The following is a 12507-nucleotide window of genomic DNA, read 5'->3' on the forward strand; positions in this document are numbered from 1 at the left end:
CAAACAAATGACAGAAAAAGCGAAATGTATCCCTATTCATTTACACATCCCGATCCCGGCAATGCCGGATGGACAATTCACTATGACACCGACAATATTTCATACAGAAGACGATTTGATTCTCGTTGACACGGGAATGCCCGGTATGGTGAAAGACATCGCAATGCAGCTGGAAACCGCGGGATTTTCACCCGGGGAATTAACCGGCATCTTGCTCACCCACCAGGACATTGATCACATCGGAAGCGCCGCACAGCTGAAAACGGAATTTCCGGACATTGAAATTTATGCCCATGACGCTGATAAACCTTATATACAGGGAGAACTTCCCCTCCTTAAAACACTTCCAAAGCCGCTCGCTGCGCAAATGTCTTCAAACGGCAAGCAGACGTTCGGACTGACCGTCACTCATACCGTCACAGACGGAGATCAACTGGCCGGCGGGCTGACCGTGATCCATACACCCGGGCATACACCGGGGCATATCAGCCTGTATCATTCGGCCTCGAAACCGCTTATCGCCGGAGACGCTCTGATCGTCAGAGGCGGGGAGCTTCAAGGACCGAATCCGCCTCAAACTCCTGACATGGAAGAAGCCTATCGATCCGTGGCAAAACTGGCATCCTATGATATCGAAAAGGTCATCTGCTATCACGGCGGACTATACGATAGAGACGTTAACCGCAAAATCGCACAGATTGCCGCAGCAGGGCCTCCTCTTAAAAATAAGGAATAACGCACATTAAGCAAAAAACCCGGCCGTCACCGGGTTTTAGTTTCTTCCTGCTTTTGAGATGCTGTTAAGATGCTGTCTATCCACCTTCCGGTAATCGGCATAAAGAAATGAAGGATAATTCCTCCTAAACAAGCGGTAAAAAACGTACCAACGCCTACCGGTCCTTTTAAGATCAATGCCAGTATAAAAAATACGAAGTAAATGACCGTTCTTGAAAAAAAGATGCTTCTCCCGGTTAATTCGCGGATAATTAACGTTAACCGGTCAACAGGGATCGGTGCGAAATTTGTGTGCAGATAAGTCGCGGTGCCTATCCCTATCACAACCAAACCGATTGCAAAGCACCCCGCTTTTCCGTACCATAGTTCAGGCGTTATGATTCGATGCAGGAAAAAAAGCCACAAATCAATCCCAATTCCCGTTATAAACGCGGTAATCATTCCTGAAAATTCCGGTCTTTGTCTTTTTAACATTGAATTACAGCAAATTAGCAGGAAAGCTATAATGACTTCCCAGCTTCCCACGGTAAGGCCCGCATTTACAGACAGTCCCACGATAAGCGCATCAAAAGGCGACGTTCCAAGATCGGATTGAATGGTGACAGAAATACCAAAGGTCAATATGATGATTCCCAAAACATAAAAAACATATCTCACTTGATCAGCCTCATTTTATAATTTTAAGTTGTAAATACAACAAAATTACGATATGTTTAATATACGGTATTTTCGTTGCAAATACAACAGAAAATTAACTGAAGAAAGGAGATGTATGAATATGAATATCAAAATAAAAAAGTGCGGCCTTAACGATATAGCGGCACTCCGAGAGATAAGCATTGAAACATTCAATGATACATTTAAAGATCAAAATTCATCTGAAAATATGAAAGCTTATTTGGAAACTGCATTTCGCTCTGAACAGCTGAAAACGGAATTATCCAATCTCTCTTCGCAATTCTATTTTGCTTATTATGATGATGACCTTGCCGGATATGTAAAAGTCAACATGAACGAAGCTCAATCAGAAAAAATGAGTGAAGATTCTCTAGAAATTGAGAGAATTTATATAAGAAAGAACTATCAGAAACACGGACTTGGAAAATTTCTGCTGAATCAGGCTGTAAAAATCGCAACTGAACACAATAAAAAGAAAATCTGGCTGGGCGTATGGGAAAAAAACGAAAATGCAATTGCGTTTTATCAAAAAATGGGGTTTATTCACACCGGAGAACACTCTTTTTATATGGGGGATGATAAACAAATCGACTTTATCATGACCAAAACCCTGTCGTAAAAGCCGCCGGATTTACTGATACAAAAAAACCCGGCCAAGCTGCCGGGTTTTTTCTATTATTTTAATTTTCCCGCGCGAATATCATCAGTCATTCCTTCGTACGGCGCTTCTGAAATCAATGCTTCGTTATTGATTCCCGCATTGTTGAGATACGTAATATCCGCAAACTCGGGAACAACATATTTCGGGTATGTGTCGTATTTCTCACGTGACTCTTTCATCACATCAATGTAATCATTTTGGTAGCACACCGTGATTTCCGGATGCTCATGAACCCATTTCGGGAAGAAAATAATCCCGTGCATCCGTTTTTCATTCGGCATAAAGTTTAATGAAACGTCTGTGCCTGTCGGTTCAGTCCATGACACTTTATATACGCCTTCTGTCAGCTTTACGATATTCACTTCTTGGTCGCGCACCCAGCGGCCGCCTACCATTCCGCTATGAATCCGATAGTCGATCGTATGATCATTTTTAATATAAATTTCATACTCCCAGCCGTTTTCATATGTGTAAATCATATGGCTTCCGATAAAGTTTTCCATGTTAACTCACTCTCCATATTATTATTATTGAACTTCATAAATATCTAACCGAATTTCATCCGGCAACCTGACCGCAGCCCCGATAAACATCCGGTCCTGCAGATGCTAATATGCCTTACTGCTTGTTTCAAACACAGGCACAGTGCGGAAATACACGTGCTCGGGATCAATGATGCGCCCCTCTGCAGCCTGCCGGCGGAACGGTTCACTGACTTGGCGGAGGCCGTTGTTCTCAACATAAATGACTTCATGCTCTTCGGTTTCCAGCGCATACCTGGCAGAAAGATCGACCCGGCCGTTCGGACGGATGATCTGGGCGTCTGCCCCGCCCGGAAGAACACGCCCCTTTATAGCGCCGCTGACCGTTCCGCCCCGAATCGGGATCAGCTGCCTTTTCCCTAATCCAGTCTGCCCAGCAACGATCGGTTCATCCACTTCAATTTGCAGAGACATCACTTTTTTAAAGAAGGTTCATTCAAGACGTATCACCTCCCCCGATACATTATGTTTATATATACATGTAACTATTTACATGATTAATTGTAACGCTGTTAAAATGGACTGTCAAATGATGAGATGCTTCACCCGGTAAAAAGGTGTTTAATAAAAAAAGACAAGGACGGCAAATGCCGAAACCCTTGTCTTTTTCATTTACTGTATTGTTCATTACCGCTTCATGTTCACATGCGGCTCGCGAACTAGAAAGGAATCATAAAAAGGTTTTCTCTATTCTAGCGCCTTTTAGTATTCACATTCTTTTTCTTGACACTCAGGTTTCTCTTCCGCATCGACTGATGATACTCCTATTTCATCATTCGTTTTGTCATAAAGTCCAAAAAATTCTTTTTCCTTATTACCATTCAAGTACCCCTTCACGGAAATACCACCCATAGGATTTATTTTGTAATCGTTAATGTATGTAATTTGCTTTATATTTTTGTAATTAGCTTTTATATAGCTTTCCATTTTGTTCTTCGCTTGGATAAAAAGTTCTTGTTCTGCTTCTTTTTTATCATGTTGGGACTTCAAGTAGGTACCTCCTGACGCTATAACCATTACAAAAATCAGGATAATTATGTATTTATTCACAAACTCATCCTTTCTTATATTAAATTTACATCAACCTTTGGGGTGTTGTATATGTCTACAAAACATCAATGTATCAGAAGTCGAGAATACTTTTATATAAGCGTTAGTTACACTTGCCTAAAGGGTGTGTGAATTTCTAAAAAATCTTATAGTTAGATCTAGGTTAAATGAAGTTATGAAGAGGAAGGGAATTCAAAGCCAGAAGGAATTGGCTGAGTTAGGTTGGCTCTATGAGAGCTACGATAGATTTAAAACAAATACAAGACATGATATCACAACACTATTCATTATTAACAGAGGATTAAATGTGCCTATGGAAGATTTGTTTTATGTCGAGGAGATAGAGGATAGGCAATAAAACAAAATTAGCCCAGCTCGATTTGGGCGGGCTAATTTATCTTGTACAAAGCTTATCTTTACATTCTTCTTTGGGTTCGGCATCAACAGTATATGACAATATTTCTTTATTACTTGGATCATATAGACCTTCAAACTCTTTTTTTCCGTTAGTATAACCCTTAACACTAATACCACCCATTGGATTAATATAGTAATCATCAGAAAAATGGATATCATCTACATTTTTATAGTTCGTTGCTAAAAACTTTTCCATATGATTCTGGGCTTCTTCGAATAACGCAATCTCTTTTTTCTTTTGATCATACTGATGCTTCTTAAAAAGACCCCCAACTGCTACAATTATTAAAATAAGAATCATTATGTACCTGTTCTTTTTCAATTAGAAACCACCCCCTTCTATGTTAATTTTAACTATGAGGTTCGTGCATTGATTGTCGAAAAAGATGCATACATAGCATATCTCTCGGCCTTGAAAAGCGGTAAATTATATCAGACATTATGAAGAAAAATAGACACCTTCGTTGGCGTCTATTTTTAGTATTCGCAATCTTTGTCTCTGCACTCTTTTTTCATAACTGCATCAACACTATGGCTCATTATCTTATTATTTGTCGGATCGTAGATACCATCAAATTTGTTGGTTTTGTCTTGATTATAATATCCAAACACTTGCATACCGCCCATTGGATCCGTTTCATATCTATCCTCGAACTGAACGCTGTCTATCCCTTCATAATTTGCCTTCAAAAATTTTTCCATATGTATTTTCGCAGTTTTAAATTCTTCAATTTCTTCATTATGTTGGGCGTTGTTCTTCACAATAAAACCTCCGACTGCTATAATTACTAAAGCTAGAATAATAAGGAATTTTTTCAAAATGATTCATCCTTCCAAACACCATTTTACACTGAAATTACGAGGTTTTGCATGAATAAAAACATAAAAGTTCCAAATTTGTCGGATAGCACATATTATTCATTAAGTAGAAATGCATATAAGTATGATCAAATTAAAGAAAAATTAAAAAGTAACACACCAATTGTAACAGAAAACAAGATTGGTTGGTACGTTGAGCAGGTTCGAAATGACAGTGATACAGGACTTGACGCGGTTGTTCTGTCACAAGCTGAAAAGAAAAACGGAAAATGGATTAAATCAAAAGACCCCAAAAACGTTGTCGTCGCCTTTGCGGGAACCGATATCGGAAAAGATCCGATCAATGATGGCGTAAAAGCCGACGGCGGGAACATTGTTTTCGGAAATGATCCGAAAAAAGAAACCCATTATATTGTTAAAAAGGGCGCCAAGGACACGTCTAAAACACTCGGAAAATATAATGGAACACCTTCTCAAGACGCCATGCTCACAACCGGAAACTATAAGCTGCTGACGAAAACTTCGCAAATCGATCAAGCCGATCAGCTGGTACGCAGCGTAAAGAAAAAGTATGCCGGAACGTCAACGATTATTTCAACTACCGGACATTCACTGGGAGGCGCAGAAGCGGAATACAGTGCGGTCAACAATGATATTTACGCAGTCGCTTTTAACAGTCCTTCTGTCGTAAAACTGCATGATAAAGAAACCCAGAAAGAAATCAACAGCGGCTTATACGATCCTTACATACGATCAATTATCAATCCGGACGACATGGTCGGGGCAGGTTATTGGAACGAATATGACCGGCATAACGGGACAACGATTTATACGAAAAACCCCTCGCTCTCACAGTTCAGCCGAAAGCAGCGTCTTGATGGGAAATTGAGCGAGCAGATAGGCAAGAATCTCGCTTATTTCTTCACTACAGTCATTCTGAGAAATCCAGATACACACGGTTTAAACGAAGCGAATTTCATGTTTGACCGAAACGGAAACATCGCAAATCCGAACGGAGATGAATTAGTCTTCGATAAAAACCTCGGAGCTCTCCTCCCGGCCGGTGCGATCGGAAGCGGAGACGCGATTAAAGTAACGCCCGCGATCGCCAAAAAGCTGGCTGAAAAGGTGCAGGCCATGACCGAGGATTTGCGGACAATGAAAAAAGAAGCGCAGAACGCCTATCAAGAGCACGATGAAAAAATCGCCGAGCTGAAAACGGAATTTTACGGCCAAGTCGGACACGGCCTGTATGATCAGCTTCATGCACAAGATGTGGCCAATACACTTGAGGATATTGCGCAGTCTTACGATAAAGGCCCGGTTTTTTACGACACACAGGCTGAGCAGGCATTTATTGATTCATTGCAGACGGCGATCACAGACCTTGAAGAGATCGGCGGATTCTTACATACAATAGCGGATGACTTTAAAGAAAAAGATCACATGCTGGCAAACTGGTTACGTTTATAGGAGATGATTTTTATGACGACATTAGACAAGCTTCTGGAACAAAAAGATGATCCCATGAGGAAAATGCTGCAGCGGCAGATGCTGAAAACCGCCATGACACAGGCAGCGGGGACAAAACTGGAAACAGTGCGCCGAACGCTTCAGCCAAAATTCGATTTGAACACATTGAAAGATGAATTAACTGAAGTTTATTCAGCCCTATTGAACAGTTTCGAAGGCAAAGCGCAAAAAGCTCTCGCACAGCGGATCAGTGAAAGTGCGCAGCTGATTGCCGGAGCTGAAAATAACAGAGACACATTCGTTAACAGCTTCAAAACAAGGTAAACAAAAAAACCTCACAGATTGATTCATCTGCGAGGTTTTTAACTGTTACGCGCTCGGAGGGATTCGAACCCCCGACAGACGTGGTACCGGAAACCACCGCTCTATCCAACTGAGCTACGAGCGCACGTTATTTCAATCAGATACCTTTATATTATAATAAAGAAACGTGCAGAAAGCAATACTTTTTCAATGAAACGTGATTTACGGCGTATCGTGACAGGATTATGCAGCGTTCTCATGCAGCATAATCCCGCCTCACATAACGGCTATTCGTTTGCGAACAGACACGCCGCGAAACGCCTTCAGTGTTTTAGCTTCGTTTCCAAATGTCTTTTAACGTCCAATAGGTGAATTCTTCAACCTTCACAGCGCCTTTCTCAGAAAACAGCTCAAGCCCCAATCTGCCCTCTTTCGGATAGATACGGCTTGTCATCGTTGCTTCTCCATGGTTTGCGAATACTTCAATCGAGGATCTGTCAATAAATATACGCAGCGCCAGCTTGCCGCTTGCATCCAGCCGCACCCTTCTTACACCGTCTTTCGCTTTCCCCATCTTGGTGCAATCAAGTGTCAATTTTTTATCCGTTAGGTTGTACTTAAGAACAAGTTCTTCTTCATCAAGGCCCCGTATCTTAAAACCTGCCGATTCGGCATCGCAATCGTTTACATCATACACGACTTGGATTTCAAGCAGCTCTTCGGACGTCTTTGCCAAGTAACTCCCTGATACCTGCCGGCCGGCACATTCCCGGTATTCCTTTGTTCGCAGCTGCTTGGTTTCTTCCACGGGATTCATCAAAAGTTTATGATCATCACGCAATATCAGTTCCCGCGGCAGCGTCAAAGCACCGCACCATCCGTCCGCTTTTGTCGGCATCTCGGATTCCCACATATCCATCCAGCCGACGGCAATTCTGCGTCCTTTATCATCCAGTAATGTTTGAACGGCGTAAAAATCATGGCCGTGATCCAGTTCTTTAAAAGCGCCGTGTGTAAATTTATTTGTTTCATCATTATAGTCACCAATTAAATAACCGGTTTGATGTAAATTTTTATAGGAATCACCGTTTGCTTCCATCCCTTGAGGCGAAATCAGCAGGACATGTTTGCCGCCTAATTCAAAGAAATCAGGGCATTCCCACATATAGCCGAGATTTCCGTCACTTTGGGCGAGAACGCCGGCGTATTCCCAATCACGCAAATTAGGTGAACGATATAAAATGACCCGCCCGACGTTTTCCTTTGTGGAATTGCCGACTACCATATACCAGCCTCCGCGATGCTTCCACACTTTCGGGTCGCGGAAATGGCGGGCGCTGTCTTCCGGCGGTTCCGCAATAACAGGGTTATCTTGAAGCTTTTCAAATACTTCACCATCTTTGCTGACAGCGATATTTTGAGTTTGATAGAAAAGGTCTTTCTCAGGATCAATCATATTATGCCCGGTATAGATTAAGGCAAGTCTTCCATGATCATCGACCGCGCTTCCTGAAAAACAGCCGCTTTGATCGAATGCGTCGCCCGGCGCTAAGGCAATCGGCAAGTGCTCCCAATGAATGAGGTCTTTACTCTTTACATGTCCCCAATGCATCGGCCCCCAGTTCTCATCAAACGGATGATGCTGAAAAAAAACGTGGTATTCTCCCTTAAACTGAATAAGCCCGTTCGGATCATTGATCCAATTCGCCCGGGGCATAATATGGTACCCCAGCCGATATCTTTGTTTCACTTTACCCTCGGCTTTCTTCAAGGCTTCTTCCGCCTGCTGAATTCTATCCATTTGCGACATCCTCTCTATCCGATTTTTTATAAATGCTGCACACGCCTGCTGTTTTTTTCGGGTTCAATAAAGTAAACATGGAGATCATGGTAAAACCAAAGACTACGATTCCCATAATGAGATAAGTTTGACGGAACCCCGCACTGTCATACAATCCTCCCGCAAGCGGTGATAGAATCGACGCGCCTGCCTGTGATGCAAATTGAAAGCCGACGAGATAAAGGACGGACGAAAGACGCGTATCGAAATTGGCCGCCAAATATTTAAAAACGGCGATCAGCATAATCGGCAATTCCAGTGCGTGGATGAGTTTCATTGATGAAATCCCTACAGGCTCAACTGCGATTCCGGATCCGATAATGCGGAAAGCCATTAAAAACCCCGCTAAAATCAAACTGTTTTTCGCCCCACACTTATTGACGATTAAAGGTGCGAGAAACATCATGCCTGCCTCCAAAAATACCTGGAACGAATTAAGGTAGCCGAATACTTGGTTACCTATCGACACTGAAGGAAATAAAGACGCATAGTAGATCGGAAACTGCTGATCATAAACGCCGTATATACAAGTCACTCCGATAATGTACATCATAAAAAACCAGAAATCTTTTAATAAAAAGAGACGACCCACGTCTTTTAACCGGACCGAATCCGCTCTGTTTTTCTCATGGTCGGTCATTTCGATTTTCACAGACATGATAATGGCCGTTAAAATGACAGCTGATACAGACGCAATCCAGAAGTTGATATTGGGATTGATATTGAAAAGCTGCCCTGCAAAAAATGCAGCGGCCGCCCAGCCCAGCGAGCCCCACATTCTTGATTTTCCATACTCGAATTGATATTTCCGGCTGACCTTTTCAATGTAAGTTTCAATCGCGCCTATCCCCGCCAAAAAAGCGGCACCCAAATACAAGCCTCCGACAACCGCGCCAAGGAAGACGTTGTACTGCAGGAGCGGTCCATAGATGAAAATATAAAACGGGCCTGTAAATAGAAGAAGAAAGCTGATCATAAACAATATCTTTTTCTTCAGCCCCAATTTGTCAGAGATAAAACCGTAAAGAGGCTGCATGCACAGGGCAAATACGGCGTTTACAGAAAAGATAATGCCTGTCGCTGATCCGTTTAAATTGATTTCTTGCCCTAACCAAATCGCAAATAAAGAATAGCTGGATGACCAAGTAAAAAAGAAAAAGAAAAAATAAGCACTCAGTTTCCAATACAGACTTTTTGCGCTTTTCATGTTCACCGCTCCTTTGATCGGACATGTATATGTCTTAATCCCCGTTCCCGAACCGCTAAGCCACGTACTTCCTTCTTCTTTTTCAGCAGATTCATGCGAGTGTATCGTAAGCGCTTTCTTTTTACCGCTGTTCGGCCCTTTCACTTTTGCTGCACCAATATCCTTTTTTGTAAAGCGCTTTCAAAAAGAATTGTATGTCAACCGGTTTCATATGTCAATCGGTTGACATACAATTTTCTGATTATTGAAATCAATCCTATTCATGTGAAAACAGACACATGGAGTTTCCTTGCACATGTCAGCCCGATTCTCTAAAATAAGTGCGTGACGAGAATTGTAAGCCATTTCAGTAAAGCAGGAGGGCAAGGGAATGAAGCCTAACATTCATGATGTTGCAAAAATAGCGGGAGTTTCCTCTACAACCGTTTCGCGGGTATTAAATAACCGCGGCTATATCAGCGAAAAAACAAAAGAAAAAGTGTACAAGGCGATGGAAGAAATCAATTACTTTCCAAACGATCTGGCCCGCTCCTTATTCCGAAAACGAACCAATTTAATAGGGCTTATCATCCCGAACGCCAGCAACCCGTTTTTCGGTGAACTCGCCTTTCATATTGAAAGCATTTGTACGTCCATGGGCTACAAACTGCTGCTTTGCAACAGTTTACATCGGAAAGACAAAGAAGAAAAATATTTGGAAATGCTGATTAGAAACCAAGTGGACGGCGTCATCGCCGTGACTTATAACCGGGGAATTCTCAATTACCACAAGCAAAATCTGCCGATTGTCGCCATTGACCATTACTTATCGGACTCGATTCCCGTCGTCGGCTCAGACAATTATGACGGCGGAAAAAAAGCGGCGGAACTGCTGATCGAAAAAGAGTGCCGGCACATCGTCCATATCAACGGTCCGATTGAACTCACTACACCGGCAAACCTCAGAAGAAAAGCATACGAAGATGTCATGCACAAACACGGACGGCAGCCCATTACATACGAAGTGCCCTTTTATCAAAATTACCATGACATCATTTCAACATTATTTGATGAACAGCCTGACACCGACGGAATTTTTGCCAGCGATGATATCATGGCAGCCGCAGTTATGACCGAGGCTAAAAAACGGGGAAAAGACATCCCCCATCAATTAAAAGTGATCGGTTATGACGGCACCGAGACCGTTCAATCAATTCTGCCGGAATTGACAACCATCCAGCAGCCGATCGAATTGATTTCCAAAACAGCCATCGAGATTTTAGCTAAAGAAATTGAAGGCGAATTTGATGATATTCCGCCGGAAACGTATTTGCCGGTACTGCTTTTGGAAAGACGGACAACTTAATCAGGTGCTGTGCTGACGCGTCTGCGGTCTATTTCGTATGCTCCGGCCATATAATTTTCTCAAGCTCCGGGGTACAGGGCAGCGCGGCATACAGCAGCCCATTGACCATTGATAACTTCCATTTTCACTTTGCTGTTTGAACTTTTTGTTTTCTGGGAAAAATGGTGTTAGAAGAAAAGGTTGGCATTTTGGTCAGCGTTTTGTTTGACCTTTATTGACCAAAAATGTATCATGTAAATACATACTTACCTAAAAGGTGAAGGAGGAGCATTATGAATTTAATACCTACAGTCATTGAACAAACGAACCGCGGAGAAAGAGCTTATGACATTTACTCCCGTCTTTTGAAGGACCGTATTATCATGCTTGGATCTGCGATTGATGACAACGTTGCAAACTCCATCGTGTCACAGCTTTTATTCCTTGAAGCGGAAGACCCTGAAAAAGATATTTCCATTTACATTAACAGCCCTGGCGGATCAATCACTGCCGGTATGGCAATCTATGATACAATGCAGTTCATTAAACCGAAAGTATCCACGATCTGCATCGGTATGGCCGCTTCTATGGGAGCATTCTTACTTGCTGCCGGAGAAAAAGGCAAACGTTACGCGCTTCCTAACAGTGAAGTCATGATTCACCAGCCGCTTGGCGGAGCGCAAGGACAGGCGACTGAAATTGAAATCGCGGCTAAACGCATTCTCTTGCTTCGTGATAAATTAAACAAAGTGCTTGCTGAACGTACCGGCCAGCCGCTTGAAGTGATCGAGCGCGACACGGACCGCGACAACTTCAAATCAGCTGATGAAGCTTTAGAATACGGCTTAATCGATAAAGTGCTGACACGCAATACGGAAGACCAGAAGTAATATCCCGCCTGCAAGAGAGTCTCAACCTCTTGCAGGTTTTTTTATGCTTTCTCTTCATTCAAAAAAGTAATGAATGCTTTTACAACAGACAATTCTAACACTGAAGAATCATACATGAGCCACGTATCGCGTATCACAGGCTCGTTATTTTTATAGGAAAGCGCCAAGGTATATAACTCATCAGAAGGCTGAAGACAGATTTCCGGCACAACAGAATAACCGAGGCCGTTTTTCACCATCTCTTTACAGGTTTCCTGCCTGTCTACCTCCATTGCAATGAAAGGCGGCTCATAAAATTGATTATTCCACCATTTTTGAATCAAACTTTTTTCGGTATATTTGGAATCGGTTCAAAAAAACAAACGATGCAGCAGGATGATTTCGTATCGGAAGAAACAATCCTGCGTCAAAAGTTGTAAACGCATACACTATGCAAACCGCAAAAAAACATCCATCTCCTCTGAGGAAATGGATGTTCTTCTTTCAAAACTATCCGCAGTCTCTTTCTCATCTTATTCTCATACATATGTCTTATCATCAAGAAAGGCGTGACGCGCTATAAAGTGGA

13 protein-coding genes, 1 tRNA gene and 2 pseudogenes are annotated in these 12507 nt (G+C 42.4%); 6 read left to right on the plus strand and 10 right to left on the minus strand.

From position 1 onward, the window contains the following. Positions 1 to 7: 7 nt before the first annotated feature. Complete coding sequence (locus QRX25_RS16720; protein WP_258415379.1) at positions 8 to 736, plus strand: MBL fold metallo-hydrolase; 729 nt, start codon at positions 8 to 10, stop codon at positions 734 to 736. Positions 737 to 762: 26 nt separating this feature from the next. Here the strand turns inward: QRX25_RS16720 and QRX25_RS16725 are convergent, their stop codons facing one another. Beyond that, positions 763 to 1392, minus strand: a complete 630-nt coding sequence (locus QRX25_RS16725) for a YczE/YyaS/YitT family protein (RefSeq protein WP_212099415.1) — start codon at positions 1390 to 1392, stop codon at positions 763 to 765. 121 nt (positions 1393 to 1513) lie between these two features. Between QRX25_RS16725 and paiA the strand changes: the two genes are divergently transcribed. Then, on the plus strand, positions 1514 to 2032 hold the full coding sequence (gene paiA, locus QRX25_RS16730; RefSeq protein ID WP_212099418.1) for a spermidine/spermine N(1)-acetyltransferase: 519 nt from the start codon (positions 1514 to 1516) through the stop codon (positions 2030 to 2032). Positions 2033 to 2088: 56 nt separating this feature from the next. Here the strand turns inward: paiA and padC are convergent, their stop codons facing one another. From padC to QRX25_RS16755, 5 genes and pseudogenes are all read right to left on the minus strand, one after another. Further along, a complete protein-coding gene (padC, locus tag QRX25_RS16735; protein WP_013353702.1) occupies positions 2089 to 2577 on the minus strand; it encodes a phenolic acid decarboxylase in 489 nt (162 codons plus the stop codon). Between the two features lie 24 nt (positions 2578 to 2601). After that, positions 2602 to 3030, minus strand: a pseudogene (locus tag QRX25_RS16740) (DUF3237 domain-containing protein). 288 nt (positions 3031 to 3318) lie between these two features. Next, the gene (locus tag QRX25_RS16745) at positions 3319 to 3606 is read right to left on the minus strand and encodes a DUF1433 domain-containing protein (protein ID WP_212099421.1); all 288 of its coding nucleotides are present in this window, start codon (positions 3604 to 3606) and stop codon (positions 3319 to 3321) included. Between the two features lie 454 nt (positions 3607 to 4060). After that, a complete protein-coding gene (locus QRX25_RS16750; protein ID WP_212099423.1) occupies positions 4061 to 4405 on the minus strand; it encodes a DUF1433 domain-containing protein in 345 nt (114 codons plus the stop codon). 155 nt (positions 4406 to 4560) lie between these two features. Then, positions 4561 to 4845 (minus strand): DUF1433 domain-containing protein, encoded by a 285-nt coding sequence (locus QRX25_RS16755; protein WP_081309520.1) that lies wholly within the window; start codon positions 4843 to 4845, stop codon positions 4561 to 4563. 108 nt (positions 4846 to 4953) lie between these two features. Here QRX25_RS16755 and QRX25_RS16760 point away from each other — a divergent pair, with 108 nt between their 5' ends. Both QRX25_RS16760 and QRX25_RS16765 read left to right on the plus strand, forming a co-directional pair. Further along, complete coding sequence (locus tag QRX25_RS16760; RefSeq protein ID WP_212099425.1) at positions 4954 to 6375, plus strand: lipase; 1422 nt, start codon at positions 4954 to 4956, stop codon at positions 6373 to 6375. A gap of 12 nt (positions 6376 to 6387) precedes the next feature. Continuing rightward, positions 6388 to 6699 carry a hypothetical protein gene (locus QRX25_RS16765; protein ID WP_088613509.1) on the plus strand — a complete coding sequence of 104 codons (312 nt, stop codon included), beginning with the start codon at positions 6388 to 6390 and terminating at the stop codon, positions 6697 to 6699. A 48-nt stretch (positions 6700 to 6747) separates the two neighbouring features. On the opposite strand, the gene QRX25_RS16770 is transcribed toward QRX25_RS16765, so the two are convergent. The 3 genes from QRX25_RS16770 to QRX25_RS16780 form a co-directional block, all read right to left on the minus strand. Then, positions 6748 to 6823 (minus strand) — tRNA-Arg (locus tag QRX25_RS16770). 186 nt (positions 6824 to 7009) lie between these two features. Continuing rightward, the gene (locus tag QRX25_RS16775; protein ID WP_212099427.1) at positions 7010 to 8479 is read right to left on the minus strand and encodes a glycoside hydrolase family 32 protein; all 1470 of its coding nucleotides are present in this window, start codon (positions 8477 to 8479) and stop codon (positions 7010 to 7012) included. After that, positions 8472 to 9725 carry an MFS transporter gene (locus QRX25_RS16780; protein WP_212101777.1) on the minus strand — a complete coding sequence of 418 codons (1254 nt, stop codon included), beginning with the start codon at positions 9723 to 9725 and terminating at the stop codon, positions 8472 to 8474. The genes QRX25_RS16775 and QRX25_RS16780 overlap by 8 nt, the downstream gene beginning before the upstream one ends. Before the next feature lie 370 nt (positions 9726 to 10095). On the opposite strand from QRX25_RS16780, the gene QRX25_RS16785 reads away from it, so the two are divergent. Together QRX25_RS16785 and clpP are read left to right on the plus strand one after the other, a co-directional pair. After that, positions 10096 to 11070 (plus strand): LacI family DNA-binding transcriptional regulator, encoded by a 975-nt coding sequence (locus QRX25_RS16785; RefSeq protein ID WP_212099429.1) that lies wholly within the window; start codon positions 10096 to 10098, stop codon positions 11068 to 11070. 272 nt (positions 11071 to 11342) lie between these two features. Continuing rightward, the gene (gene clpP, locus QRX25_RS16790) at positions 11343 to 11939 is read left to right on the plus strand and encodes an ATP-dependent Clp endopeptidase proteolytic subunit ClpP (protein ID WP_003151513.1); all 597 of its coding nucleotides are present in this window, start codon (positions 11343 to 11345) and stop codon (positions 11937 to 11939) included. Positions 11940 to 11980: 41 nt separating this feature from the next. Here clpP and QRX25_RS16795 read toward each other — a convergent pair. Further along, a pseudogene (locus QRX25_RS16795) lies at positions 11981 to 12268 on the minus strand (LysR substrate-binding domain-containing protein); the annotation flags it as partial. Between the last annotated feature and the right edge of the window lie 239 nt (positions 12269 to 12507).

Source organism: Bacillus sp. L381 (genome assembly GCF_030284525.1).
GTDB classification, from domain to species: domain Bacteria; phylum Bacillota; class Bacilli; order Bacillales; family Bacillaceae; genus Bacillus; species Bacillus amyloliquefaciens.

Excerpts from the sequence above, each read along its gene's own strand:
- clpP (WP_003151513.1), top strand. The coding sequence starts at position 11,343 with ATGAATTTAATACCTACAGTCATTGAACAAACGAACCGCGGAGAAAGA.
- QRX25_RS16785 (WP_212099429.1), top strand. The coding sequence starts at position 10,096 with ATGAAGCCTAACATTCATGATGTTGCAAAAATAGCGGGAGTTTCCTCT.
- QRX25_RS16775 (WP_212099427.1), bottom strand. The coding sequence starts at position 8,479 with ATGGATAGAATTCAGCAGGCGGAAGAAGCCTTGAAGAAAGCCGAGGGT.
- padC (WP_013353702.1), bottom strand. The coding sequence starts at position 2,577 with ATGGAAAACTTTATCGGAAGCCATATGATTTACACATATGAAAACGGC.
- paiA (WP_212099418.1), top strand. The coding sequence starts at position 1,514 with ATGAATATCAAAATAAAAAAGTGCGGCCTTAACGATATAGCGGCACTC.
- QRX25_RS16720 (WP_258415379.1), top strand. The coding sequence starts at position 8 with ATGACAGAAAAAGCGAAATGTATCCCTATTCATTTACACATCCCGATC.
- QRX25_RS16780 (WP_212101777.1), bottom strand. The coding sequence starts at position 9,725 with ATGAAAAGCGCAAAAAGTCTGTATTGGAAACTGAGTGCTTATTTTTTC.
- QRX25_RS16765 (WP_088613509.1), top strand. The coding sequence starts at position 6,388 with ATGACGACATTAGACAAGCTTCTGGAACAAAAAGATGATCCCATGAGG.
- QRX25_RS16760 (WP_212099425.1), top strand. The coding sequence starts at position 4,954 with ATGAATAAAAACATAAAAGTTCCAAATTTGTCGGATAGCACATATTAT.